This is a genomic window from Micromonospora sp. SYSU B005, from assembly GCF_055362685.1.
Genome location: NZ_JAXCFU010000010.1, coordinates 240,424 through 261,957, shown reverse-complemented (window position 1 = coordinate 261,957; position 21,534 = coordinate 240,424). Strand labels below are relative to the sequence as shown.

The 21,534-nt window shown below is 75.3% G+C and carries 19 protein-coding genes; 3 read left to right on the top strand and 16 right to left on the bottom strand.

What is annotated here, in order from left to right; all coding sequences use genetic code 11:
* The first annotated feature begins 187 nt into the window (after window positions 1-187).
* Window positions 188-1,645, top strand: coding sequence for an amidase (locus SM452_RS22885; RefSeq protein ID WP_463840663.1), 1,458 nt, complete (start codon window positions 188-190; stop codon window positions 1,643-1,645).
* On the opposite strand, the gene SM452_RS22880 is transcribed toward SM452_RS22885, so the two are convergent.
* The 16 genes from SM452_RS22880 to SM452_RS22805 form a co-directional block, all read right to left on the bottom strand.
* Window positions 1,639-2,022: a hypothetical protein gene (locus tag SM452_RS22880; protein WP_463840662.1), complete on the bottom strand. Its 384-nt coding sequence runs from the start codon at window positions 2,020-2,022 to the stop codon at window positions 1,639-1,641. The two genes, SM452_RS22885 and SM452_RS22880, sit on opposite strands and share 7 nt — an antisense overlap.
* Complete coding sequence (locus SM452_RS22875; RefSeq protein WP_463840661.1) at window positions 2,019-4,433, bottom strand: alpha-L-rhamnosidase-related protein; 2,415 nt, start codon at window positions 4,431-4,433, stop codon at window positions 2,019-2,021. Before SM452_RS22875 ends, SM452_RS22880 begins: the two co-directional genes overlap by 4 nt.
* On the bottom strand, window positions 4,421-5,590 hold the full coding sequence (locus SM452_RS22870) for an acyl-CoA dehydrogenase family protein (RefSeq protein ID WP_262014485.1): 1,170 nt from the start codon (window positions 5,588-5,590) through the stop codon (window positions 4,421-4,423). The genes SM452_RS22875 and SM452_RS22870 overlap by 13 nt, the downstream gene beginning before the upstream one ends.
* Before the next feature lie 48 nt (window positions 5,591-5,638).
* Window positions 5,639-6,574, bottom strand: coding sequence for a TIGR03560 family F420-dependent LLM class oxidoreductase (locus tag SM452_RS22865; RefSeq protein WP_357209608.1), 936 nt, complete (start codon window positions 6,572-6,574; stop codon window positions 5,639-5,641).
* Window positions 6,575-6,620: 46 nt separating this feature from the next.
* The gene (locus tag SM452_RS22860) at window positions 6,621-7,769 is read right to left on the bottom strand and encodes a steroid 3-ketoacyl-CoA thiolase (protein WP_463840660.1); all 1,149 of its coding nucleotides are present in this window, start codon (window positions 7,767-7,769) and stop codon (window positions 6,621-6,623) included.
* Entirely contained in the window at window positions 7,766-8,989 is a 1,224-nt protein-coding gene (locus SM452_RS22855; protein WP_135239710.1) for a cytochrome P450, read from the bottom strand. Before SM452_RS22855 ends, SM452_RS22860 begins: the two co-directional genes overlap by 4 nt.
* Window positions 8,986-9,684 carry a DsbA family protein gene (locus SM452_RS22850; RefSeq protein ID WP_463840659.1) on the bottom strand — a complete coding sequence of 233 codons (699 nt, stop codon included), beginning with the start codon at window positions 9,682-9,684 and terminating at the stop codon, window positions 8,986-8,988. The genes SM452_RS22855 and SM452_RS22850 overlap by 4 nt, the downstream gene beginning before the upstream one ends.
* The gene (locus SM452_RS22845; protein WP_463840658.1) at window positions 9,681-10,490 is read right to left on the bottom strand and encodes an alpha/beta fold hydrolase; all 810 of its coding nucleotides are present in this window, start codon (window positions 10,488-10,490) and stop codon (window positions 9,681-9,683) included. Before SM452_RS22845 ends, SM452_RS22850 begins: the two co-directional genes overlap by 4 nt.
* Window positions 10,487-11,560 carry a beta-ketoacyl synthase N-terminal-like domain-containing protein gene (locus tag SM452_RS22840; RefSeq protein WP_463840657.1) on the bottom strand — a complete coding sequence of 358 codons (1,074 nt, stop codon included), beginning with the start codon at window positions 11,558-11,560 and terminating at the stop codon, window positions 10,487-10,489. The genes SM452_RS22845 and SM452_RS22840 overlap by 4 nt, the downstream gene beginning before the upstream one ends.
* On the bottom strand, window positions 11,557-12,774 hold the full coding sequence (locus SM452_RS22835) for a beta-ketoacyl-[acyl-carrier-protein] synthase family protein (protein ID WP_262014490.1): 1,218 nt from the start codon (window positions 12,772-12,774) through the stop codon (window positions 11,557-11,559). Before SM452_RS22835 ends, SM452_RS22840 begins: the two co-directional genes overlap by 4 nt.
* A 4-nt stretch (window positions 12,775-12,778) precedes the next feature.
* Window positions 12,779-13,033, bottom strand: a complete 255-nt coding sequence (locus SM452_RS22830; RefSeq protein WP_135239705.1) for an acyl carrier protein — start codon at window positions 13,031-13,033, stop codon at window positions 12,779-12,781.
* Between the two features lie 49 nt (window positions 13,034-13,082).
* Window positions 13,083-13,832: a 3-oxoacyl-[acyl-carrier-protein] reductase gene (gene fabG / locus SM452_RS22825; protein WP_262014491.1), complete on the bottom strand. Its 750-nt coding sequence runs from the start codon at window positions 13,830-13,832 to the stop codon at window positions 13,083-13,085.
* On the bottom strand, window positions 13,829-14,851 hold the full coding sequence (locus tag SM452_RS22820) for a methyltransferase (RefSeq protein ID WP_355511208.1): 1,023 nt from the start codon (window positions 14,849-14,851) through the stop codon (window positions 13,829-13,831). Before SM452_RS22820 ends, fabG begins: the two co-directional genes overlap by 4 nt.
* A gap of 2 nt (window positions 14,852-14,853) precedes the next feature.
* Entirely contained in the window at window positions 14,854-16,557 is a 1,704-nt protein-coding gene (locus SM452_RS22815) for a carbamoyltransferase N-terminal domain-containing protein (protein WP_355511206.1), read from the bottom strand.
* A gap of 52 nt (window positions 16,558-16,609) precedes the next feature.
* Window positions 16,610-16,900 (bottom strand): phosphopantetheine-binding protein, encoded by a 291-nt coding sequence (locus SM452_RS22810; RefSeq protein WP_216933389.1) that lies wholly within the window; start codon window positions 16,898-16,900, stop codon window positions 16,610-16,612.
* Window positions 16,901-16,977: 77 nt separating this feature from the next.
* The gene (locus SM452_RS22805; RefSeq protein WP_463840656.1) at window positions 16,978-18,657 is read right to left on the bottom strand and encodes a carbamoyltransferase N-terminal domain-containing protein; all 1,680 of its coding nucleotides are present in this window, start codon (window positions 18,655-18,657) and stop codon (window positions 16,978-16,980) included.
* Window positions 18,658-18,883: 226 nt separating this feature from the next.
* On the opposite strand from SM452_RS22805, the gene SM452_RS22800 reads away from it, so the two are divergent.
* The gene (locus SM452_RS22800; protein ID WP_463840655.1) at window positions 18,884-20,554 is read left to right on the top strand and encodes an AMP-binding protein; all 1,671 of its coding nucleotides are present in this window, start codon (window positions 18,884-18,886) and stop codon (window positions 20,552-20,554) included.
* Window positions 20,551-21,516, top strand: a complete 966-nt coding sequence (locus SM452_RS22795; protein ID WP_355511201.1) for an FAD-dependent oxidoreductase — start codon at window positions 20,551-20,553, stop codon at window positions 21,514-21,516. Before SM452_RS22800 ends, SM452_RS22795 begins: the two co-directional genes overlap by 4 nt.
* Window positions 21,517-21,534: the final 18 nt, after the last annotated feature.

Here is a 21,534-nt window from a genome sequence, read left to right as displayed (position 1 = left end):
GTTGCCCGCCCGGAGCACGCTCGCGGTGTCCCCGGCAGCGTCGCCCGCCGCGCCGCCGCCGCACAAGCGTTCAGGACGCCGCGCAACTGCGACCGGTCCGCAGTCGACCGGCCGGGCGGTACGGTGCCACGACCGTACCCAGCCCGTGCGGCCGGCGCAGTCGGCGCGGGTGCGGCCGGGAGGTGCGATGGAGGACCTGGCCACGGTGAGCGCGACCGCGTTGCTGCGCGCCCTCGACGCCGGCGCCGTGTCCAGCGCCGACCTGGTCCGGGCCCACCTGGACCGGATCGAGCGGCTCAACCCGGCCGTCAACGCGGTGGTGGCGGTGGACCGGGACCGGGCGCTCGCGGCAGCGGCCGCCGCCGACCGGGCACGCGCCGGCGGGGAGCCCCGCGGCCCGCTGCACGGCCTGCCGATGACGGTCAAGGACGTGTTCGAGACCGCCGGGCTGGTGACCACCGCGGGCGCGCCCGAGCTGGCCGGGCACCGGCCGGACCGCGACGCCGAGGCGGTCGCCCGGCTGCGCGCCGCCGGCGCCGTCGTGGTCGGCAAGACGAACGTGCCGCCGTACGCGGGCGACTTCCAGACCGACAACCCGGTGTACGGGCTGACCCGTAACCCGTGGGATCCCGGGCGTACCGCGGGCGGTTCCTCGGGCGGCTCCGCCGCCGCGCTCGCGGCCGGGCTCACCCCGCTGGAGCTGGGCAGCGACATCGCCGGGTCGATCCGGCTGCCGAGCCACTTCTGCGGCGTGTACGGGCACCTGCCGACCTTCTCGGCGGTGCCGACGCGGGGGCACATCCCCGGGCCGCCCGGCACGCTCGGCGCGTCGCCGCTGGGCGCGGTCGGCCCGATGGCCCGGCACCCGGCCGACCTCGACCTGGCGCTGGGCGTGCTGGTGGGCGACGACGCGGGCGGCGTACCGGGCGGGACGCTGCCCCCGGCGCCCCCGGCGACGCGGCGGATCAGCGGCTGCCGGATCGCGGTCTGGCTGGACAACCCGCTGATGCGCACCGACCGGGAGACGCTGCGGGTGCTCCGGGAGTTCGTGGCCCGCCTGGCCGGTGCCGGCGCGCTGGTCGAGGACCGGCTCCGGCCGCCCCGGCCGTTCTACGAGTCCTACGAGATCTACCTGGAACTGCTGCTGGGTGTGCTCAGCACCGACTTCTCCGACGCCGACTTCGCCAAGCTGGCCCGGATCGCCCGCCGGGCCCGCCCCGACGACGACCGCCCGGTGGTGCGGCTCGCCCGGGGCCTCGCCCAGCCGTACCGGGCCTGGCACCGCAGCGCCGAGCGGCAGGCGCGGTCGGCCGCCGCGTGGCAGGCGGTCTTCGAGCGGGTGGACCTGGTGATCACCCCGTCCGCGCCGCTTCCGGCGTACCCGCACCAGACCGACGCTCCCCCGCTGGCCCGGCAGCTCACAGTGGACGGCCGACCGGCGCCGTACGCCGGGCAGCTGGTGTGGGCGAGCCTGGCGAGCCTGGCCCGGCTGCCCGCCACCGCCGTGCCGGTGGGCCGTACCGCGGCCGGGCTGCCGGTCGGGGTGCAGGTGATCGGGCCGCGCTGGGGTGACCGGGGCACGCTGGCCTTCGCCGCGGCGGTGCACGAGCTGACCGGCGGCTACACGGCCCCGCCCGGCTACTGAGCCGGACGGCCGCCGTCCGCGCGGCGGACCTGGTCGCCCACCTCGACCACCGCGTACCAGCAGACGCTGCACGCGGCGCGGGCGCTGCCGTGGGCCTGCCGGAGGCGCTCGTGCGACTCGGCCCCCGGGGTGGAGCCGGCCGGCCACCGGGCCGCCACCTCGACGAGGTCGCGGGCCGCGTCGAGCACCGCGGCGAGCGCGTCGCCGAGCGGGTCGGCGCGCGGTCCGACCAGGTCGGCGACGGCGGACAGCAGCGCGTCGGCCCGTTCCACGGGGACGGGACGCGCGGCCGGGACGGCGTCGGTGGCCGGCCGCCAGCCGTTGGCGACGGTCAGCCGGGTGCCGTTGGCCCGCGCGCCCGCCGGTTCGCCGGTCATGCCGTCACCGCGGCGCCGGGGCGGTCCGGGTCGTGTTCCCGTCCCGCCGGGACCGTCCACCGGCCGGGCGGCCGGTGGTGCCGGACGCCGCCCACGTCGATCTCCACCGGCACCGGGGACTCCACCGTCACCTCCGTGCCCACCTCGACAGTGAGCGGGCCGTGCGGCGTCGGCACCGCCCCGCGCGCCCAGTCCAGGTCACCCAGGCGCGGCGCGACCCGGGCCCGGGCGAAGCCGGGTGCCGCCGGGCCCGCGCCGAGCGTGTACAGCGGCAGGTCCCGGCTCGGCGTGGCGGACCAGCCGTGGCAGAGCGAGCCGCCCGACCAGGTCTCCGGCCAGGTGTCCGTCTCCTCCGTCAGCAGCGCCCGCCAGTCCCGGCACAGCCGGGCCACGTGCTCCGCGCCGCCGAGCGCGGCGACCGCGTCGTGCACCACGTACCGGAAGAACGGTTGTGCCGCGACCACCTGGCGGTCCACGTCCCAGTCCGGTGGCGGCGGGCCCATCGCCGCCCGCAGCGGCATGACGCCGAAGGACCACGCGCTGGTCACCCGGTCCTCCCGCGCGAGCAGGAACCGCAGCACCGCGGCCCGCGACGCGGCCGGGACGAGGCCGCCGACGACTGCCGCCGCGGCGGCGTGGTCGCTGAGGCCCGGACCGGCCACGCCGTCGTGCGCCCAGTCCCGGTAGCCGCCGCGCGCGGGGTCGAAGAAGATCCGGTACGCCTCGGCGAGGCGGCGGTGCTGCGCGCGCGCCCAGCGGGCCCGGCCGTGGTCGCCGAGCCACGCGGCCATCTCGGCGAAGTCGGTCAGGGCACGTCCCCACAGCCCGTTGAGCACCGCGCCGGCGCCGCGTCCCTGCACGCTGGCCCAGTCCAGCAGCACCCAGCCGGTGACGTCGGTGAGCAGCCCGTCGCGGGCGAACTCGGCGAACCAGCGCAGCACGCCCTCGGCCACCGGCAGCAGCGCGGCCACCTCGTCCCGGTCGCCGGCCCACCACCACAGGTTGCGTACCGACCGGATCCAGTGCAGCGACCAGTCCGGGATGGTGGTGGTGGCGCGGTGCTCGAAGTCGCAGGCCACCGCCATCGGCAGCAGCCCGTCCGGGCCGGGGACGGCGGCCAGGCGCGGATGCCAGCGGGCCAGCCGCCAGTCCGGGTTGGTGACCAGGTCCACGGCCTGGTGCACCACCGAGTCGCCGGTCCAGGCGCGCTGCTCCCGGGTCGGGCAGTCGATGTACGCGTCCTGCGCCGTCAGGTCGACGGTCCGCAGGCCGACCCGGTGGATCTCGTCCAGCAGCGGGTCGCTGCACGTGAAGAACGGGCCGGCCGGCCGTGGGCGCAGCCGTTCGGACACGGTGACGGCGTCCACCGTGACCCGGCCGGAGCCGGTCAGGCGCAGCACCGCGTACCGGCCGCCGCCCGGGTCGGCGGTCTCGAACGTGTCGGCGTGCCCGCGCAGCGTGTAGGAGAACGCGGCGCTCGGCGGTGCCGGCGCGCCCTCGCCGTCCAGGCGTTCGCCGAGCGAGCCGTCGGCGACCACGCCGGCCGGGCCGGTCAGCCGCAGCGCCAGCGTGCCGGCGACGACCCGGCCGAAGTCGGCGGTGAGCACCTCCGACGATCCGGCGTCCAGGTCGACGGTCAGGGGCAGCGTCACCGGCTCACCGGGCGTGCCGGGCCGGTGCCGCCGCAGCCCCGCCGGGGTCCTCGGCGTCACGGCCGGCGGCGCGGTGACACGCGGCGGCATCGGCCCGTACGGGTCGGTGGGCGGGACCGCCCGGTCGATGCCACCGAGGTGCAGGGCGGTGACCACGCGGGGCGCCGACCAGCCCTCGTCCGGGTGGCCGGGCCGCAGCCAGTCCGGGTCGAGCCGGCGGCCGTCGAGCACCTCCGGGCGGGCCTGGCCGAGACCGGACGGGCGCTGGCGCGTCCACGCGTCACTCACCCGGCAGCGCCAGGTCCGGTCGGTGCCGAGGACGCCGCCGGGCAGGTCGACCTCGGCGACGAGCACCCCGGCGCCGTGGCTGAACGTCGGCACCGCCGGCATCCACCAGGCGGTCGGTTCGCCGTAGAACCGCACCAGCACCCCGACGACGTTGACGCCGGGCCGCAGCGCGGGGGCCACGTCGACGGTGTCGTGGAGCAGGCGGCGCGGATGGCTGCGGGCCGGGCCGCGGGCCAGTTCCACCCCGTTGACCCACAGCACGTACCGGGAGTCGGCGGTGATCCGCATGGGCGCCCGCCCGGGCACCCGGTCGAGCGTGAACTCGCGCCGGAACAGCACCCGCCGGTCGTGGACCCGCTCGTCGACCTCCGGGATGCTCTGGAACTCGCCGGTGCGGCGGATGCCGGTGTCCTGGCACCAGATCCACCGGCCGGTCCACGGCCGGCGCCCGTCCGTCGTCACATCATCCATGGGTCCGGCACCGGCACGCCGAGCAGCGCCCGACCCACGCGGGTCTCGTGGTACTCGGAGAAGTAGCCGTGGTGGCTGCCGGCGTTGATGTCGCGCCAGCAGCGTTGCAGCGGCGACCGGTTGTAGAGGGCGCTGCCCCCGGCCAGCCGGAAGATCGAGTCGACGGCGGCGGTCCCGGCGCGCATGGCGTTGCCGGTGGCCAGCCGCACCGCGACCCGGTCGTCCATGGTCATCTCGTCGCCGGCGAGCGTACGGTCCCACGCCCGGCCCAGCGTGTCCTGCACGTACGCGTGCGCGGAGCGCAACTGCCCCTCGGCCCGCGCGACGGTCAGCTGGACCGACTGCTCCTCGGCCAGCGGGCGGCTGCCCCGCGACTTGTGCGGCGCCACGGTGACGAACTCGTCGATCGCGCGGCGGGCGATGCCCAGCGGGAACCCGGCGAACAGCACGCCCATGAGCGCGAAGAAGGACCAGCGGAAGATGGTCCCGTCCAGCTTGGCCGACTCGAAGATCGGGTTCGCGGTGTACTCCGGCGGCACCCGTACGCCGGTCATGCGCACGTCGTTGCTGCCGGTGCCGCGCAGCCCGGCGACGTCCCAGGTGTCGAGCACCTCGACGTCCGCGGCCGGGACGAAGACCAGCCGCCAGTCGGGGCGCCCGGGCGGGACGACGGCCGGCTTGTCGCCGTCCATCACCATCACGCCGTTGGCGAACCAGGAGGCGTTGCGGCAGCCGCTGTTGAACGGCCAGCGGCCGTCCACGACCAGCCCGCCGCCCGGATCCGGCGTCGCCTTGCCCAGCGGCGCGAACACGGTGGCGATGGCGCGCGGCCGGTCGGCCAGCACCGAGCGGGCGACATCCGGCTCCAGCCAGGCGACGAAGAACGTGGCGTTGAGGCTGAGGATGGTGAAGCCGACCGAGCCGTCCGCGCGGGACAACTCGGTGATGACGTCCACCACGGCCATCGGGTCGAGTTCGAGGCCGCCGAACGCCTGCGGCAGCATCAGGTCGATCAGCCCGGCCCGGGAGATCCGGTCCAGCAGATCGGGGGGTACGCAGCCGAGGCGTTCGCCTTCGGCGGCCCGGTCCGCGATCGTCGGCGCCAGTTCCCGGGCCGCCTTGAGGGCGTCGATCGTCACGGGGGTGGTCGAGGTCATTTGACGTTCCTCCACATTCGACACGCGTGCGGATCGGCCGTCGCCGGGTCAGTCTGCCAACGCCGGTACGGCCGGAACAACGATGTGCGCCGGCACAGCGGCCGGCTGGGTGCGGCCGAGCGGCGCGACCGCCTCGGCCAGCGCCGCGAACAGCTCGAACCGGCGCTCGTCGGCGTCCGCGCCCAGGTCCACGACGGCCAGGTCGACGCCGAGTTCCGCGAGGTCCTGGAACCGCCGGTGCGCCGCCCGCGGGTCGGCCACGTCCTCGGCGCGCAGCGCGCCGAACGTGGTCCGCAGGATGTCGTCGTAGGGGCGGCCGGCCTGCTCGCAGTTGCGCCGCAGCAGGTCCAGCTTGAGCCGCAGCATCGGCAGCCCGCCCGCCTCGAACAGGTTGCAGGCGTCGGCGTAGCGGGCGACGAGCCGCAGCACCCGCCGCTCGTGCGCGCCGCCGACCAGGATCGGCGGGCGGCGCAGCGGCGGCGGGCACAGCCGGGGCCGGTCGAGCCGGTAGTGCTCGCCGGTGAACGGGGCGGTGTCGCCGTCCCACACCTGCCGGGTCAGCCGCAGGATCTCCTCCAGCCGGGCGAAGCGCTCCGGCCACGACCCGACCGGGATGCCCATGTCGCGCTGCTCCCGTTCGTGCCAGGGCGGCCCGATGCCGAGCCAGGCCCGCCCCCCGCTGAGCACGTCCAGCGTGGCGACGGTCTTGAGCAGCACGCCCGGGTGCCGGTACGTCGCCGAGGTGGTGAGCGTGCCCAGCTCGATGCGGCTGGTCCGGGCCGCGACGAACGCCAGCGCCGTCCAGGACTCCGGCACCGGGTCGTCCTCGCCGCCGAACATGGGGATCTGGAACAGGTGGTCGTTGAGCCAGAGGCTCGCCGCGCCGGCCCGCTCGGCCCGTACGGCGAACGCGGCGAGCCGCTCGCCCAGCGCCGCCGTGCCGCCGGGACCGGTGAAGTCGCCGACGAACACTCCCATCCGCATCCTGGTGCTCCCTCCACTGCGGTCCGGCCGGGTACGTGTGTGCCCGTCAGCAGCGCTGCAGGATCGAGGCGGTGCCCTGCGAGCCGCCGCAGCACATGGTGATCAGGGCCAGCTCCGTGCCGGTGCGTTCCAGCTCGTGCAGCGCGGTGGTGATCAGCCGTGCGCCGGTGGCGCCCATCGGGTGCCCGAGCGCGATGGCCCCGCCGTTGACGTTGACCCGGTCCAGGTCCGCGCCGAGGCGCCCGGCCCAGGACAGCACCACGGCGGCGAACGCCTCGTTGACCTCGTACCTGTCGATGTCGCCGAGGCTCATGCCGGCGCGGGCGAGGATCCGGCCGGTGGCCTCCACCGGGCCGTCGAGCAGGTAGTACGGGTCGGCGCCGGTCACCACCTGGTGGGTCAGCCGGGCGCGGGCCGGCAGGCCGAGCGCCCGGGCCCGGCCGGCCGACATCCACAGCACCGCCGCGGCGCCGTCGGAGACCTGCGAGGTGGTGCCGGCGGTGTGCAGGCCGCCGTCGACAGTGGGGCGCAGCGCGGCCAGCCCTTCCGGGGTGGAGGCGCGCAGCCCTTCGTCGACTGCGACCGGTGGGCCGCCGGGCACCGGCACCGGCACGACCTCGCGGTCGAAGTGCCCGGCGGCCCAGGCCGCGGCGGCCCGCCGCTGCGAGCGCAGGCCGTACGCGTCGAGCTGGTCACGGGTGAGTCCCTGCCGTGCGGCGATCCGCTCGGCCCCGCCGAACTGCAGCCGGGGCGGGTCGTCCCACGGGTAGTCCTCGGTGCGGAAGTCGGCCGCGCCGGTGAAGTTGCTGCCCACCGGCACCCGGCTCATCGACTCCACCCCGCAGGCGATGCCGACGTCGATGGCCCCGGCGTGGATGAGCGCTGCGACCAGGTGGTTGGCCTGCTGGGCCGAGCCGCAGCTCACGTCCACGGTGGTCGCCGCGACCCGGTGGTCCAGGCCGGTGGACAGCCACGCGTTGCGGGTCACGTTGAGGCCCTGCTCGCCGACCTGGGTCACGCAGCCGCCGATGATCTGGTCGACGTCCGTGGGCGCGACGCCGGTGCGCTCCAGCACGGCCAGCAGCACGTGGCGCAGCAGGACCGCGGCGTGGACGCCGCTGAGCGCGCCCCGGCGGCGGCCGATCGGGGTGCGGACCGCCTCGACGACGACCGGGTCGCGGTCGGGCGGGGTCACCGGGGCACCAACCGCACCGGCAGGCTGGTCCGGCCGCGCAGCACGAGGCTGCGGGTCAGCACCGGCTCCCCGGCCGGCTCCACCCGGATCGCGGCGGCGAACAGCTCGTGCAGCACCGCCGCGACCTCGGCGGTGGCCAGCCGCGCGCCGAGGCAGAAGTGCGGGCCCGCGCCGAAGCCGACGTGGTCGTTGGGGCGGCGGTCCGGCCGGAACTCGTCCGGCTGGTCGAACCGGCGGCCGTCTCTGTTGGCCGCGCCCCAGACCAGCAGCACCCGGGCGTCGGCGGGCAGCGTACGTCCGTGCAGCTCCACGGGCTCGCGGGTGCCCCGCCACAGCGCCTGGACGGGGGTGTCGTAGCGGATCGCCTCGTCCACGGCGGTCGGCACCAGGCCCGGGTCGTCGCGGATGCGGTCCTGCAGGCCGGGGAAGCGCAGCAGCGCGGCCATCAGGTTGGTCAGCAGGTTCGTGGTGGTCTCGATGCCGGCGACGAGCAGGAACGCGCAGAACGCCAGCAGCTCCTGCTCGGACACCCCGGCGGAGCGGGCCGTGGCGATCGCGTCGAACAGGTTGGCCCGGCCCGGCGTGGCGCGGCGGAGCTGTCGGCTGAAGTAGCGGAACATCTCGATCCCCCGGCCCACCCGGGGCGGCCCGGACGCCTGGTCGAGGTCCTTGGTGATGACTGTGGACCAGTCCCGGAACTCCTCGTGCATGTCCGCCGGCACGCCGAGCAGGTCGGCGAGCACGAGCACCGGCAGCGGCTCGGCCAGGTCGGTGAAGAAGTCGCCGCACCCGGCCTCGCTGCGTTCCCGCAGCACCCGTACGCGTTCGCGGGCCAGCGCGCGGATCCGGGGCGTCGCCGCGGTCACCGAGGCGGGGGTGAAGGCGCCCGCCACGGCGCGCCGGAAGATCTGGTGCTCGGGCGGATCGGTGGCGATGAGCACCCGCACCGACGGCGCGCCGATGCGGTAGCTGACGCCGGTCTGCGGGCCACCGGCGACCGCGAAGTCCGGGCTCATGCCGATCTTCGAGGAGAACCGGGCCGGGTCGCGGGCGATGGCGACCACGTCGTCGTACCGGGTCACCATCCACACGTCGTACTCGGGCAGGTAGCTGACCGGGTCGTGGTCGCGCAGCCGCGCGTAGGCCGGGTACGGGTCGGCCAGGACGGCGGGGTCGAACGGATCGAACAGTCGCGCCGACTCCCGTGCGCTCGCGGTCATCCGCAGCCTCCCGCCGTGTCGGTGTCGTACGCCCCGATCCGCCGGGCCGCGCCGGTCGGGGCGGGCCGCCGCACCGGGGTGGGGTGTTCCAGCTCGGCGACGAAGTCGTCCACCCGGTCCAGGCCCCAGAACCGGTGCCGGCCGACGCGGAAGTACGGGATGCCGAAGATGTCGTCGTGGTACGCCTGCTCCAGGCAGTCGACCGCCTCGGCCCGGATCAGCGGGTCGTCGGTGGCCCGGGCCGCCGGTCCGGGGTCGAGCCCGGCCTCCCGGGCGATGCGCTCGACCGCCTCGACGGTGCAGATGTCCTCGCCGCGTTCCCAGCGGGCCGCGCACGCCGCCTCGTAGAACTGCCGGGCGCGTCCGGCGCGGCGGGCAGTCAGCCAGGCCAGGTGCGGCAGCTCCCACCACGGGTCGTCGTCGATCGGCCAGCGCATCGGCACGCCGACGCGGGCCGCCTGTCGCTTGGTGTCGTGCAGGATGTAGAGGTGCTTCGCCTTGCTCATCTGGGCGTAGTGCAGTTCCGCGCCACGCTCCCGCAGCGCCGCCTCGGTGACCGCGTCCGGGTTCCAGAACGGCACGAAGGTGACCCGGTCGTCCAGGTCCGGCACCCGCCGGCGCAGGACGGTGATCGCCAGCCAGCTGAACGGGCTGCGGAAGGAGAAGTGCACGCGCGGCTGTGTCTTCGGTGTCATCGGGCCGGCCTCTCCGCGTCGGTGCCGTACCGGGCGAACCGGTCGATCGACCGGCCGAGCCGGTGGGCGTGTCGCCGGTGGCAGAAGTGGTCGTAGTCGGGTTCGCAGGCGAGCAGGCCCAGCGGCAGCCGGTCGGTGAGCGCCCGCAGGTGGTCCCGGTTGAGCCCGGGGTCGCGTTCGCCGCCGACCACCAGCACCGGGATCTCCACCGTCTGCACCGGCAGGTGGCCGCTGGCCAGGTACTGCTCGAAGACCGCCAGGAACGCGCTCGGGCCGGTGCGCTCCCACGCCCGTTCGAGCATCGATTCGAGGATGTCGGGTTCCAGTGACGTCTTGCGGGCGGTCAGCCGCGAGCGCAGCCCGTCGCTGATCTGGCGCTGGAAGATCCGCCGCGACCTGTCGAACGCGCGCCAGGTCACCGGCGCGTCGTGCGGCCGGTAGAACGGCGTGGTCAGCACCGCCGAGCGGGCCGGCGGCTGCGGGCTGGTGGCCAGCAGCTCCAGGATCGCGTTGGCGCCGAAGGAGTGCCCGACCAGGACGGTCGGTGGCGCGGGCAGCTTCGACAGCCCGGCCGCCACCCACTCCCCCGGCCGCCCGGCGTACCGCCAGGAGTAGTCGTTGCCGGCGTGCCAGGGCACGCACATCGCCAGCGTCCGCCACTGCGGGCCGAGGCTGCGGGCGAGCGCGGTCCAGCCCCGGCAGTCGTCCTCCATGCCGTGCACGAACACCGCGACCGGGCCGTCGCCGTCGGCCGCAGTGGCGTCCCGGTCGTCGGCGATGAGGCCGTGCAGTCGCGGTGGGATCATCGCCGGCTCCGGCCCCGGACCACCGCGGCGCCGACGCCGCCCTCCGGCGTCCGCGCCACGAGCAGCGCGTACGCGCCGTCGCGGCCCGGGTCGGCGCGGTGCCGGGCGAGCACCGCGGCCAGTTCCCAGGCCCCGGTCGCCGCCTGGCAGTCCCCGACCACGTCGTCGACGTGCAGCCGTTCGGCCGGCGAACGCCCGCCGAGCCCGTCGTCCACCGCCGACCAGACCTCGGCGTCGTCGCGTGCGTCGCCACGCCGGCCGCAGGCGACAGTGGTCACGTCCGCGCCGTCCACGCCGGCCTCGGCCAGCGTCGCCCGGACGAGTGCGGAGAGCGCGGCGGGCCGGGACTGGCCGGCCGGGCAGAAGCCGACCCGCACGGCGAGGACGGCGCCGTCGGCCGGCCCGTCCGCTTCGCGGCGCAACACGAACGCGGCGCCGCCCTCCCCGGCGACGGTCCCGCCCGTACGCCGCACGGTCCAGGCGCTGTGCGGGGTGAACTCCTCCACCGTGGCGGCGAGCAGCACGTCCGCACGGCCCCGCCGGAACAGGTTCGCGCTGTAGCGCAGCCCGGTCAGGAAAGCCAACGGCCCTCCGGCGACGGTGGCGTTCGGGCCGTGCAGCTTGTACCAGATGGCCGACTGACCGGCCGCGCAGTTCATCACGGTGTTCGGGAACAGCGCCGGGTTCACCAGGTACGGCGGCTGCTGGGTGAACGTCTCCGCCGCGTAGTCCACGCTCGACTTGACGCTGCCGGCGGTGGTGCCGGTGACGATGCCGATCCGGTCCCGGTTGTCGTCGGTCACCACCAGCCCGGCGTCCTCGATCGCGCGGCCGCAGGCGACCACGGTCAGCGAGGTGCGCCGGTCGAAGAAGGCGGTGCCGCGGCGGCGCAGGTGCGCCTTGACGTCGAAGCCGACCAGGGCGTGCGCCCGCGCGTCGGGCAGTTCGTCGGCGTACATGCCGGTGACCGGCACCGGCTGCGGCGCGGCCCCGAGCGCCGTGGCGAGCGCCTCCGGGCTGTCCGCAGCCGGGCCCACGACGCCCCAGCCGGCGATCGTCAGCGCGGTCACGACGGCGCCCCGAGCAGGACGATGGCGTTGTTGCCGCCGAACGCGAAGCCGTTGTTCTGGGCCACCCGTACCGGCGCGGGGCGGGCCCGGTTCGGGATCGGGTCGAGCCACGACATGGCCGGGTCCGGCGACGCCCAGTTCACCGTCGGCGGCAGGAACCCCCTGGCGATGGCGACGGCGGACGCGATCGCGCCGAACGCGCTCGCCGCGCCCATGGTGTGGCCGAGCATCGACTTGATCGAGCTGACCGGCGGCACCTTCCCGTCGAACGCCTCGAACAGCGCCTCCGCCTCGGTGGCGTCGTTGGCGGCGGTGCCGGTGCCGTGCGCGCAGACGTAGTCGACGTCCGACGGGCTGATCCCGGCGTTGTCGAAGGCCAGGCGCATGCACGCGGCGATGGTCGCCGCGTTCGGCGCGACCATGTGGCTGGCGTCGCAGTTCAGCGCGTAGCCGAGCACCTCGGCGTAGGGCCGGGCGCCCCGCGCGGCGGCGTGGTCGGCGGACTCCAGCACCAGCATCGCGCCGCCCTCCGCGGTGACCATGCCGGAGCGGTTCAGGTCGAACGGCGCGCAGGCGGTCTCGGCGACGGCACCGAGCCGCACGAACCCGGCGTGCGCCCACCGGCACACCGAGTCGGCGCCGCCGGTGAGCATCACCTCGGCGTCGCCGGCGGCGATCGCGTCGTACGCGTAGCCGATGGCGTAGTTGCTCGCCGAGCAGGCGGTCGCCAGCGTCACCGACTCACCCGTCACGCCCAGCTCCTCGTTCACGGCGAAGGCCAGCCGCCCGGCCGGCAACCCCGCCAGCAGCGCCGGATCCACGGCGGCGAACCCGGCGTCGACCACCCGCCGGCCGAACTCCTCGGTCAGCTTCGACTCACCGCTGGTGGTGCCGACCACCACGCCGACCCGGTCCGGTGCCAGCGCACCGGCGTCGAGCGCCACGTCCAGGCCGGCGTCACGCACCGCGAGCCGGGCCGCGGCGGCCGCGAACAGGGACGAGCGGCCCCACGCCGCGACGTCGAGCCGGCGCAGCAGGTCCGCCGGGACGAAGTCGCGGACCTCACCGGCCATGGTGCGCGGGAAGCCGGTGGTGTCGAAGCTGCGGATCGGCCCGACACCCACGCGCCCCTCGCGCAGCCCCTGTTCGAAGGCGCGGGCCCCGATGCCGATGTTGGAGACCGGCCCGACGCCGGTGATCACGACACGGTTCATCGCACTAGCTGTCCCAGCCCGCGTAGGTGGCGGTGATCTCGTACACCGCCTTGAGGTTCTCCATCCCGGCCAGCTCCCGCTGCGGGATCTCCACCTTGTAGCGCTTCTCGATCCGCGCCAGCATCTCGATCGCCCGCAGCGAGTCGGCCTCGTACTCGTCCTGGAAGTCGGCGGTGTCCGTCAGCTCCGACGGCTCGACCTCGAGCACCTCCGCGACCAGCTCGCGCAGCTCCTCGAGGTGGGTTTGCTTGTCCGACATGACACTGTTCCTCTCCTGGTACGACGGTCGGTGGGGCACGGCACGGGCGTCACAGGACGATCCCGCCGTCGACGTGGAAGACCTGGGCGGTGATGTACGACGCGGCGGGCGACAGCAGGAAGGCCACCAGCGGCGCCACGTCGTCCGGTACGCCGAAGCGCCCCAGCGGGATGGCGGCGAGCGCCTTGGCGCGCGACTTCGACGGCAGCGCCGAGGTCATGTCGGTGTCGATGAACCCGGGCGCGACCACGTTGGCCCGCGACCCGTAGGGCGCCATCTCCTTGGCCAGCGAGCGGGTCAGGCCGATGATGCCGGCCTTCGCCGCCGCGTAGTTGGTCTGACCGGCGTTGCCGTAGACACCGGCGACCGAGGAGATGTTGACGATGTCGCCGGCCCGCCGCTTGAGGAAGCGGAACCCGACGGTGCGGCACAGGTTCCAGGTGCCGGTGAGGTTGACGTCCAGCACGTCCCGCCACTGGTCGGCGCGCATGAGCACGGCCGGGGCGTCCCGGGTGATGCCGGCGTTGTTGACCAGCCCGGTCAGCGGGCCGATCTTCTTCTCCGCCAGCGCCACCAGCTCCTCGACGGCGTCCGGGTCGGACACGTCGCAGGACTGGAACAGGCAGCGCACGCCGTGGGCGGCGACCTCCGCCTCGGCCGCCTCGGCGTCCTCGCCGTCGCGCCGGTAGCAGCCGGTGACGTCGTAGCCCAGACCGGCCAGGTGCACCGCGACGGCGCGGCCGATGCCCCGGGAGGCGCCGGTGACCAGGACGTGCCCGGCGGACTCGGAGCCGCTCATGCCGGCGTACCCCCTTCCCCGGCGCCCGGCCGGAACTCGACGTAGGCGAACCCGCCCGGCAGCGCCACCGGCGCGGCCGGATGCACGGCCCGCAGGCCGGCCACCGCCCCCAGCGCCGCCAGTTGCGCGGCGGTGCGCTGGCGGCCGGCGAAGAGGGTGAGCATCTTCAGGTCGGCGGCGGCCGACCACCGGTCCGGTTCGCCGGCCGGGATGTCCTCCACCACGAGCACCCGGCGGCTCACCGCGGCGCAGCGGCGCAGGATCGCCGCGGCGGTCGCGTCGTCCCAGTCGTGCAGGATGTCGAACAGCAGGTGGGTGTCGCCCTCGGGCACGGCGTCGAGGAAGCTGCCGGCGACCACGTCGCACCGGTCGGAAAGGCCCGCCTCCCGCACCGCCGCGCGCGCCCCGGCCGCCGGTCCGGGCAGGTCGAACACGGTGCCGCGCAGACCGGGGTGGGCGCCCAGGACGGCGATCATCGTGGCGCCGCGACCGCCGCCCACGTCGACCAGGTGCCGGGTGCCGTCCCAGGGCACCACGGCGGCCAGGTCGGCGGCGACGCGCCGGGACTTGCCGGCCATCAGCGCGTCGAAGGCGTCACCGCGGGCCGGGTCGGCGGCCAGGTCGTCCCAGAAGGAGCGGCCGTGGACCCGGTCGTACCCGGGTTCGCCGGTGCGCACCGCGTGCAGCAGCCCGGCCAGCGCCAGGTCCATCCGCCCGCCCGGCCCGTCCAGGTCCAGCCAGGCCCGCAGGCCCGACGGGTGGGCGGTGGCGAGCATCCGGCCGGCCGGGGTGACCGCGTACGTGCCCGGCTCGGGTTCGGTGTAGAGGCCGAGCTGGACCAGGTAGCGCAGGAGCCGGCCGAGCGCGTCCGGGTCGGCGCCGCCGGCCCGGGCGAGCGCCTTGAGCCCGGTGTGACCGTCGGCGATGTGGTCGGACAGCCGCAGCGTGGCGGCGACCCGCACGGCGAACGGCGGGAGCATCTCGAGCATCGCCGAGATGTCGGCGCGACGGGCGACCATGGTCAGCGGTCCGCCGTGTACAGCCGGCCCCGCGACCAGACCCGCGGCACGCCGCCCCAGCGCATCGCGGAGGCGGCGTCGGGGAAGAAGCCGCGTCCGGGGTGGTTGGCGCTGGTGTTGCAGAGCACCGGGATCCCGGAGTGCCGCTCGTACGCGGTGAGCAGTTCGAACAGCAGCGGATGGGCCGGGCCGACGGTCTGCAGCCGGGCGCTGCCGTCGGCGTGCACCACCGCCGGCACCCGGTCCCGCCACCCGGGCCGGATGTGGTGCTCGAAGAGCATGTACGGGTCGGGGGTGCCGGGGTCGAACACCTCCGGCGCCCGCTCCTCCAGGCAGATCGGCGCCACCGGCCGGTACGACTCGCGCAGTTTGATCTCGTTGAGCCGGTCCTTCATCGCCGGGTCGTGCGCCGGGGCGATGATGCTGCGGTGGCCCAGGGCGCGCGGGCCCAGCTCGGCCCGGCCGTCGACCACCACGACCGGCTCGCCGGTGCGGTGCAGCAGCTCGGCGAGTTCGGCGACGCTGCACGGGCGGCCGGTCCAGCCGGGCGGGACCGGCGAGTCGACGAGTTCCGGGCCGTCGAACACCGACCAGCGCAGCGCGGCGCGGCCGGTGCGGCGGAACAGCTCCGCGCAGGCGGTGCCGATGGCCGAGCCGGCGTCGTTCGGGAACGGCGGCACCCACACGTCGCTGAAGTCGCCGCTGGCCCGCAGCCCGGAGTTCCACTTGATGTTCAGCGCGCAGCCGCCGGACAGGCAGAGCGGCTCGCCGGCCCGCACGTAGGCGGCGCCCGGGCCGGTACGCAGCCCGCGCAGCAGCAGCCGGAACAGGAACTCCTGGAACGAGGCGAGGATCGCCGCGTCCGAGAGCCGCAGCGGCGCGAGCCGGCGCCGGGCCTGATGACTCCAGAGGAACGCGCCGGTGATGCCGATCGGCAGCATCGACTCGGCCAGTTCGGTCATCACCGTGATCGCCTCCTCGCTGGCCGGGGCCAGTGAGGCGTACGCCATCGCCTTGCCGGAGACCGGCAGCAGCGCCTCCAGCTGGGCGAAGTCGCCCAGCCCGCCGAGCCGGCGGCGCTCGTCGGCGGGGACGCCGAACGGCGGGAACAGCGAGGCGAAGATCGGGTAGAGGGCACCGACGATCGGGACCACCACGCCGAGCGAGTGCAGCGCGGGCGTGGCCGGGTCGAACCGGTAGAGGGTGGCGGGCATGCCGCCGTCCCACACCAGGATCAGCGCGGCCCGGTCCGCCGCCGCGTACGGGCTGGTGCTGTAACCGGCGAACGCGTGGCCGGTGGCGTGCGGGTAGCTGGAGTAGTCGAAGGTCTTCGAGCCCAGCGGCAGGCCGCTGCCGGTGGTGCGCGGGTGGGCCGGCAGCGGGTTGCCGGGCTCGGCGATGACCGCGTAGCCGGCCAGGTCGATCATCTGCCGCCCGCCGTCGGGCAGCTCGATCTCCGCCGCGGTCCGTCCGTCGCCGGACTGCACCCAGCCGTCGACGCTGATCGCGTCGATGTCGCCGATGCCCAGGCCGTGGCGTTCCAGCTCGGCCACCACGCCGCTCAGGTCGGTGAGGCGGGCGTGGCGGCGGCGGTTGCCGACCTTCTCCTCCTCGACCGACCAGAGCAGACGGTCGCCCCGGATGAGGGCGTGCGCGCCGTCGTGGGTCAGTTTCAGCCCGCAGATGACCTCGTCGTGCTCGGACAAGTCCGCACCTCCACCGATCGTTGCCAGCCCTCACACGGTCCGAAGTGGACCGTCACTCCGTCGTGGCGGCCAGCGGCTCGGCGTCCTTGCTCTCCAGCTGCCGCACCACGTGGTTCTCGATGTCGGCGGCGGTACGGATGTTCTGCACGCTCTGCTCGTCGATCGGCGGCAGGTCGAACTCGTCCTCCAGGGCGAAGGCGAGCTCCAGGAGGGCCAGGGAGTGGTACTCCAGGTCCTCGACGAGGAGCACCTCGTCCTGGTCGCCCTTCTCCGGGTTGGGAGCCAGTTCGAGGACCAGCTCCCGCACCCGCTTCCGCGTCTGCTGCTCATTCGGAATCGGCACGGGGGCACCGTAACCCCGCCCCGAGCGCCCCCGGAAGCGTGCGCGAACTCGACCGCGGACACCCTCCGGAGGCGGGCTCAGAGGCGCTCGTAGAGCACGTCGTCGGACCACACGTACCGGGTGCGGCCCCAGGACATGGCGGTGCCCGGGTCGGGGAAGAAACCCCGTCCCGGCAGGTTCGCGCTGGTGTTGCAGAGCACCGGTACGCCGCTGAGGCGCTCGTAGGCGCGCAGCAGGTCGTGGACCACCTGGTTGCCGGCGTCGACGGTCTGCAGCCGGGCGCTGCCGTCGACGTGCACCACCGCCGGGATACGTTCCACCCAGCCGGCCCGGACGTCGTGGTCGAAGAGCATGTACGGGTCGCGGGTGCCGGGCGCGAACACCTCCGGCGCCCGCTCCTCCAGGCAGATCGGCGCCACCGGCCGGTACCACTCCCGGCCCTTGATCTCGTTGAGCCGCTGCTGCATGTCCCGGCTGGTGGCGGGCGCGATGAGGCTGCGGTGCCCGAGCGCGCGCGGGCCCAGCTCGGCCCGCCCGGTGAGCACGACGACCACCTCGCCGCGCTCGTGCAGCAGCGCGGCCAGGTCCTCGACCGGGCACGGCCGCGACGTCCAGCCCGGCGGCACCACGCCGTCCCAGCGCAGCTCCGGCCCGGCGAACTCGCTCCACTGAAGACCGGTACGCCCGGTCGTGCGGGCCATCTCGGCGCACGCGGCGCCGATCGCCGAGCCGGCGTCGTTGGGGAACGGCGGCACCCACACCCGCGGGAAGTGCCCGCTGCTCCGCAGGCCGGAGTTCCACTTGATGTTCAGCGCGCAGCCGCCGGACAGGCACAGCGGCAGCGCCCGCAGCTCCGGGTGCCGGTCGAGCATCGCCACCATGCCGGTGACCAGGGCCCGGAACAGGTACTCCTGGAACGAGGCGAGCAGCTCGGCGTCGGTGGCGCCGAGGCCCCGGGCGAGCTGGAGCACCCGCTGGCTCCACTGGAACGAGCGCATCGGCGTGTCGACCGCGCCGAACTGCGTGGTGACGGCGCCCATCACGTCGATCACCGCCTCCACCGGTTTGCCCAGCCCGGCGTACGCCATCGCCTTGCCGGAGACCGGGAGCAGCGCCTCCATCCCGAACCGGCGGTCCGGGTCGGCGCTGCGCCGGTCGACCCGGAACGGGTCGAAGTGCGAGGCGAAGATCGGGTACAGGCCGCCGATGAACTCGTTGACCCGGCCGACACCGCGTACCCGGGGCCCGTCCGGTTCGACCAGGTAGAGGAAGGGCGGCATCCCGCCGTCCCAGACCAGGCCGAGCGCCGGCTCGCCGCGCTGCGCGAACGGGCTGGTGCAGTAGCTGGCGAACAGGTGCCCGGTGGCGTGGGTGTAGCTGGCGAAGCCGGCCGGGCCGAACCGCTGCGGCAGCGGGCCGTGCCGCGCGTCCAGGGGCCGCGCCGCGTCGGTCACCGGGTCCTCGTAGCCGGCCACGTCCAGCGGGTGCGGGCGCGCGCCGTCGAGCAGCCACACGTACGAGGTGCCGTCCCGGTCCCGGGCCCAGCCGTCGACTGCCACGCCGGTCAGCTCGCCCGCCGACAGGCCGTGCCGGCGCAGTTCGTCGTGGATCACGTCGATGTCGTGCAGTTCCGCGTGGCGGTTGTGGTTGTCGAGCTTCTCCGCCTCGGTGGAGAACAGCAGCCGACCGTCGTCGATCACGGCCACCGCGCCGTCGTGCGTGACCTTCAGTCCGCAGATCAGGGATCGTCCAGGCACCTTCGCAGCCTCCTCGCCGGGTCCGTTCAACTGGGCAGAATGCCCAGTTGCCCGCACCTGACCGGGCAGGCGTGCCAGGGACATCGCGCCCACGTCACACGTCGAGCGCATGCTCGCGCCGGGCCGGCCGGCGCCGCAAGCGTGCCTGCCGGCCGGCTCGCGCGGGCCTGCCGCCGTCGCGTGGCACCGCGTTACGCTCCGCCCACCCGTGCCCAGGAGGTCCCCGATGGACGGACAGGATCGCGCCGCGGCGGCAGGCTCGCCGCTGACCGACTGGGTGCACCGGCCGCGCCCGGACGCGGCGGTCCGCTTCGCCGGGCCCGGCGACGGGTGGGACGAGTGGAGTTACGAGCGGCTCGCCGAGGGCGCCCGCCGGGTCGCCGCCGGGCTGCGCTCGGCCGGGACCGCCGACGGCGACACGGTGGTGATCGTGGAGCCCACCGGGCCCCGGTTCATCCAGCTCTACTTCGGCGCGATGGTGGCCGGCGCGGTGCCGGTGCCGACCGCGCCGCCCGCGTTCGGCCAGGACCTGACCGGGTACGCGCGGGCGCTGGCCCACCTGGTCGGCCGGGCCGCCCCGCGGATGGTGGTGACGTCCGCCGCGCTGGCCGGGCAGCTCGCCGGGCTGGTGCCGCCGCCGGTGCCGGTGCGGGTCGACGACGACGTGATCGCCACCGCCGACCCGGGCCCGTGGCCGGGCTGGGCCCCGGCCGAGCTGGCGATGCTCCAGTTCACCTCCGGCTCGACCCGGGCGCCGCGCGGGGTCCGGGTGCCGGTGCCGGCGCTGGAGGCCAACGTGGCCGCCATCGCGCGGTGGCTGCGGATGCGGCCGGAGGACCCGACCGCGTCGTGGCTGCCGATGCACCACGACATGGGGCTGATCGGCTGCCTCATCACGCCCGTGGTGCGGCAGAGCGACCTGTGGCTGCTCTCCCCCGAGCAGTTCGTCCGGTCCCCGCTGCGCTACCTGCGCTGCTTCGGCGTCCACGGCGCGCGGCTCACCGCGATGCCGACGTTCGGGCTGGAACACGTCGCGCGCAAGGTACGCCCGCAGGACCTGGACGGCATGGACTTCTCCGCCTGGCGGGCGGTCATCGTCGGCGCCGAGCGGGTCGGCACCGGCGCGGTGGAGCGCTTCGTGCGGCTGCTGGCCCCGTACGGGCTGGACCCGCGCGCCATCCTGCCCGCGTACGGGCTGGCCGAGGCGACACTCGCCGTCACCGGTCTGCCGCTGGACGAGCTGTGGACGTCGGTGCCGCTGGACCCGCGGCGGGTGGTGCTCGACGGGCCGGTGCCGCTGGTGCCGGAGGCAGGTGGCGCGCTCGTCGGCTCCGGCCGCCCGCTGGACGGGATCCGGGTCGCGATCGTCGACCGGGACGGCCGGGAACTGCCGGAGGACCACGTCGGCGAGATCGTGGTGGACGGTCCCTGCCTCACCGACGGCTACCACAACGAGCCGCCGGACGCCGACACCGGCCGCCGGGACGGGCCGCTGGTCACCGGCGACGCCGGGTTCCTGCACGACGGCCAGCTGTTCGTGCTGGGCCGCATCGGCGACAGCGTGAAGGTGCGCGGCCGTACGCTGCTGGCCGAGGACGTGGAGGCGGCGCTGGAGTCGGCCGGGCTGCCGCGGCACCGGCAGACCGTCCTGCTGGGCATGCGCGGGGACCGGCCGACCGCGGTGGTGGTGGTCGAGCAGGCCGACCCGCTGCGGCTGGAGGCGGCGCAGGGGCTCGTCGGCCGGGTGACCGAGGGTGCCGACCTGGTGTTCGTCCGGACCGGCGTCGGCACCATCCCGCGAACCACGAGTGGCAAGCCGAAGCGGCGTGAGCTGTGGAGAATCTTCCTGACAGGACAGCTGACCACAGCCGCCGCACACTCGGAGGATCCTTCATGACCGCACGTCCGGACGTCGTCGTCCTCGGTTCCGGTGTCACCGGTCTCAGCACCGGCATCCGGCTGGCCGAGGGAGGCGCGCGGGTGCTGATCCGTACCGCGGAACCACCCGCGCGGACGACCTCGATGCAGGCCTCGGCGCTGGTCGGCCCGAACCTGTCACCGCCGGACGACCCGCAGCGCGCCTGGACCGACGAGACGCTGCGGGTGCTGCGCGACGAGCCGATGCCGGGCGTGACGCTGCGCGAGGGCGTACTCGCCGCACGGCCCGCCGGTGCCACCCCGCCGTTCGTGGAGCAGACCCCGGGTTTCCGGCCGCTGGACGAGCACGAGCGCCCGGCGGGTTTCGGCACCGCGTTCACCGTCCGGCTGCCACTTGTCGACATGCCCGTCTACCTCGCGTACCTCCAGCAGCGTTTCCTGGACGCCGGCGGCGAGCTGCGCACCGAGCCGGTGGCCTCGCTCGACGAGGCGGCGGCGGTGGCGCCGGTGGTGGTCAACTGCACCGGACTGGCCGCCCGGGCGCTGACCGGCGACGACGAGCTGTACCCGGTGCGCGGCCCGAAGATCGTGGTGCGCAACCCGGGGATCGAGCGGTTCTTCCTGGAGGCGCCGATGACGCCCACCTGGGCGTCGATCTTCCCGCACGGCGACCACGTGGTGCTCGGCGGCGCGCAGCGGCGCAGCGACGACACCACGCCCGACCCGGCCGAGGAGCGGGACATCGTCGCGCGGTGCGCCGCGATCGAGCCGGCCCTGGCCGGCGCCGAGGTGCTCGCGCACACCGTCGGGCTGCGTCCCGGCCGCCCGGCCCCGCGGGTGGAGGCCGAGCGCCGGGGGGACGCGCTCGTCGTGCACAACTACGGCCACGCGGGGAACGGCGTCATGCTCTCGTGGGGATGCGCCCGCGACGCCGCCGCGCTGGCGCAGGGCGGCGGGACCACCGACCGGCCTGACGAGTGAGCCGGCGCCGCCGGGCGC

Bases quoted from the DNA above. Each gene is read 5' to 3' on its own strand.
- SM452_RS22885 (WP_463840663.1), top strand. From the start codon at position 188: ATGGAGGACCTGGCCACGGTGAGCGCGACCGCGTTGCTGCGCGCCCTC.
- SM452_RS22880 (WP_463840662.1), bottom strand. From the start codon at position 2,022: ATGACCGGCGAACCGGCGGGCGCGCGGGCCAACGGCACCCGGCTGACC.
- SM452_RS22875 (WP_463840661.1), bottom strand. From the start codon at position 4,433: ATGGATGATGTGACGACGGACGGGCGCCGGCCGTGGACCGGCCGGTGG.
- SM452_RS22870 (WP_262014485.1), bottom strand. From the start codon at position 5,590: ATGACCTCGACCACCCCCGTGACGATCGACGCCCTCAAGGCGGCCCGG.
- SM452_RS22865 (WP_357209608.1), bottom strand. From the start codon at position 6,574: ATGCGGATGGGAGTGTTCGTCGGCGACTTCACCGGTCCCGGCGGCACG.
- SM452_RS22855 (WP_135239710.1), bottom strand. From the start codon at position 8,989: ATGACCGCGAGCGCACGGGAGTCGGCGCGACTGTTCGATCCGTTCGAC.
- SM452_RS22850 (WP_463840659.1), bottom strand. From the start codon at position 9,684: ATGACACCGAAGACACAGCCGCGCGTGCACTTCTCCTTCCGCAGCCCG.
- SM452_RS22845 (WP_463840658.1), bottom strand. From the start codon at position 10,490: ATGATCCCACCGCGACTGCACGGCCTCATCGCCGACGACCGGGACGCC.
- SM452_RS22835 (WP_262014490.1), bottom strand. From the start codon at position 12,774: ATGAACCGTGTCGTGATCACCGGCGTCGGGCCGGTCTCCAACATCGGC.
- SM452_RS22830 (WP_135239705.1), bottom strand. From the start codon at position 13,033: ATGTCGGACAAGCAAACCCACCTCGAGGAGCTGCGCGAGCTGGTCGCG.
- fabG (WP_262014491.1), bottom strand. From the start codon at position 13,832: ATGAGCGGCTCCGAGTCCGCCGGGCACGTCCTGGTCACCGGCGCCTCC.
- SM452_RS22820 (WP_355511208.1), bottom strand. From the start codon at position 14,851: ATGGTCGCCCGTCGCGCCGACATCTCGGCGATGCTCGAGATGCTCCCG.
- SM452_RS22800 (WP_463840655.1), top strand. From the start codon at position 18,884: ATGGACGGACAGGATCGCGCCGCGGCGGCAGGCTCGCCGCTGACCGAC.
- SM452_RS22795 (WP_355511201.1), top strand. From the start codon at position 20,551: ATGACCGCACGTCCGGACGTCGTCGTCCTCGGTTCCGGTGTCACCGGT.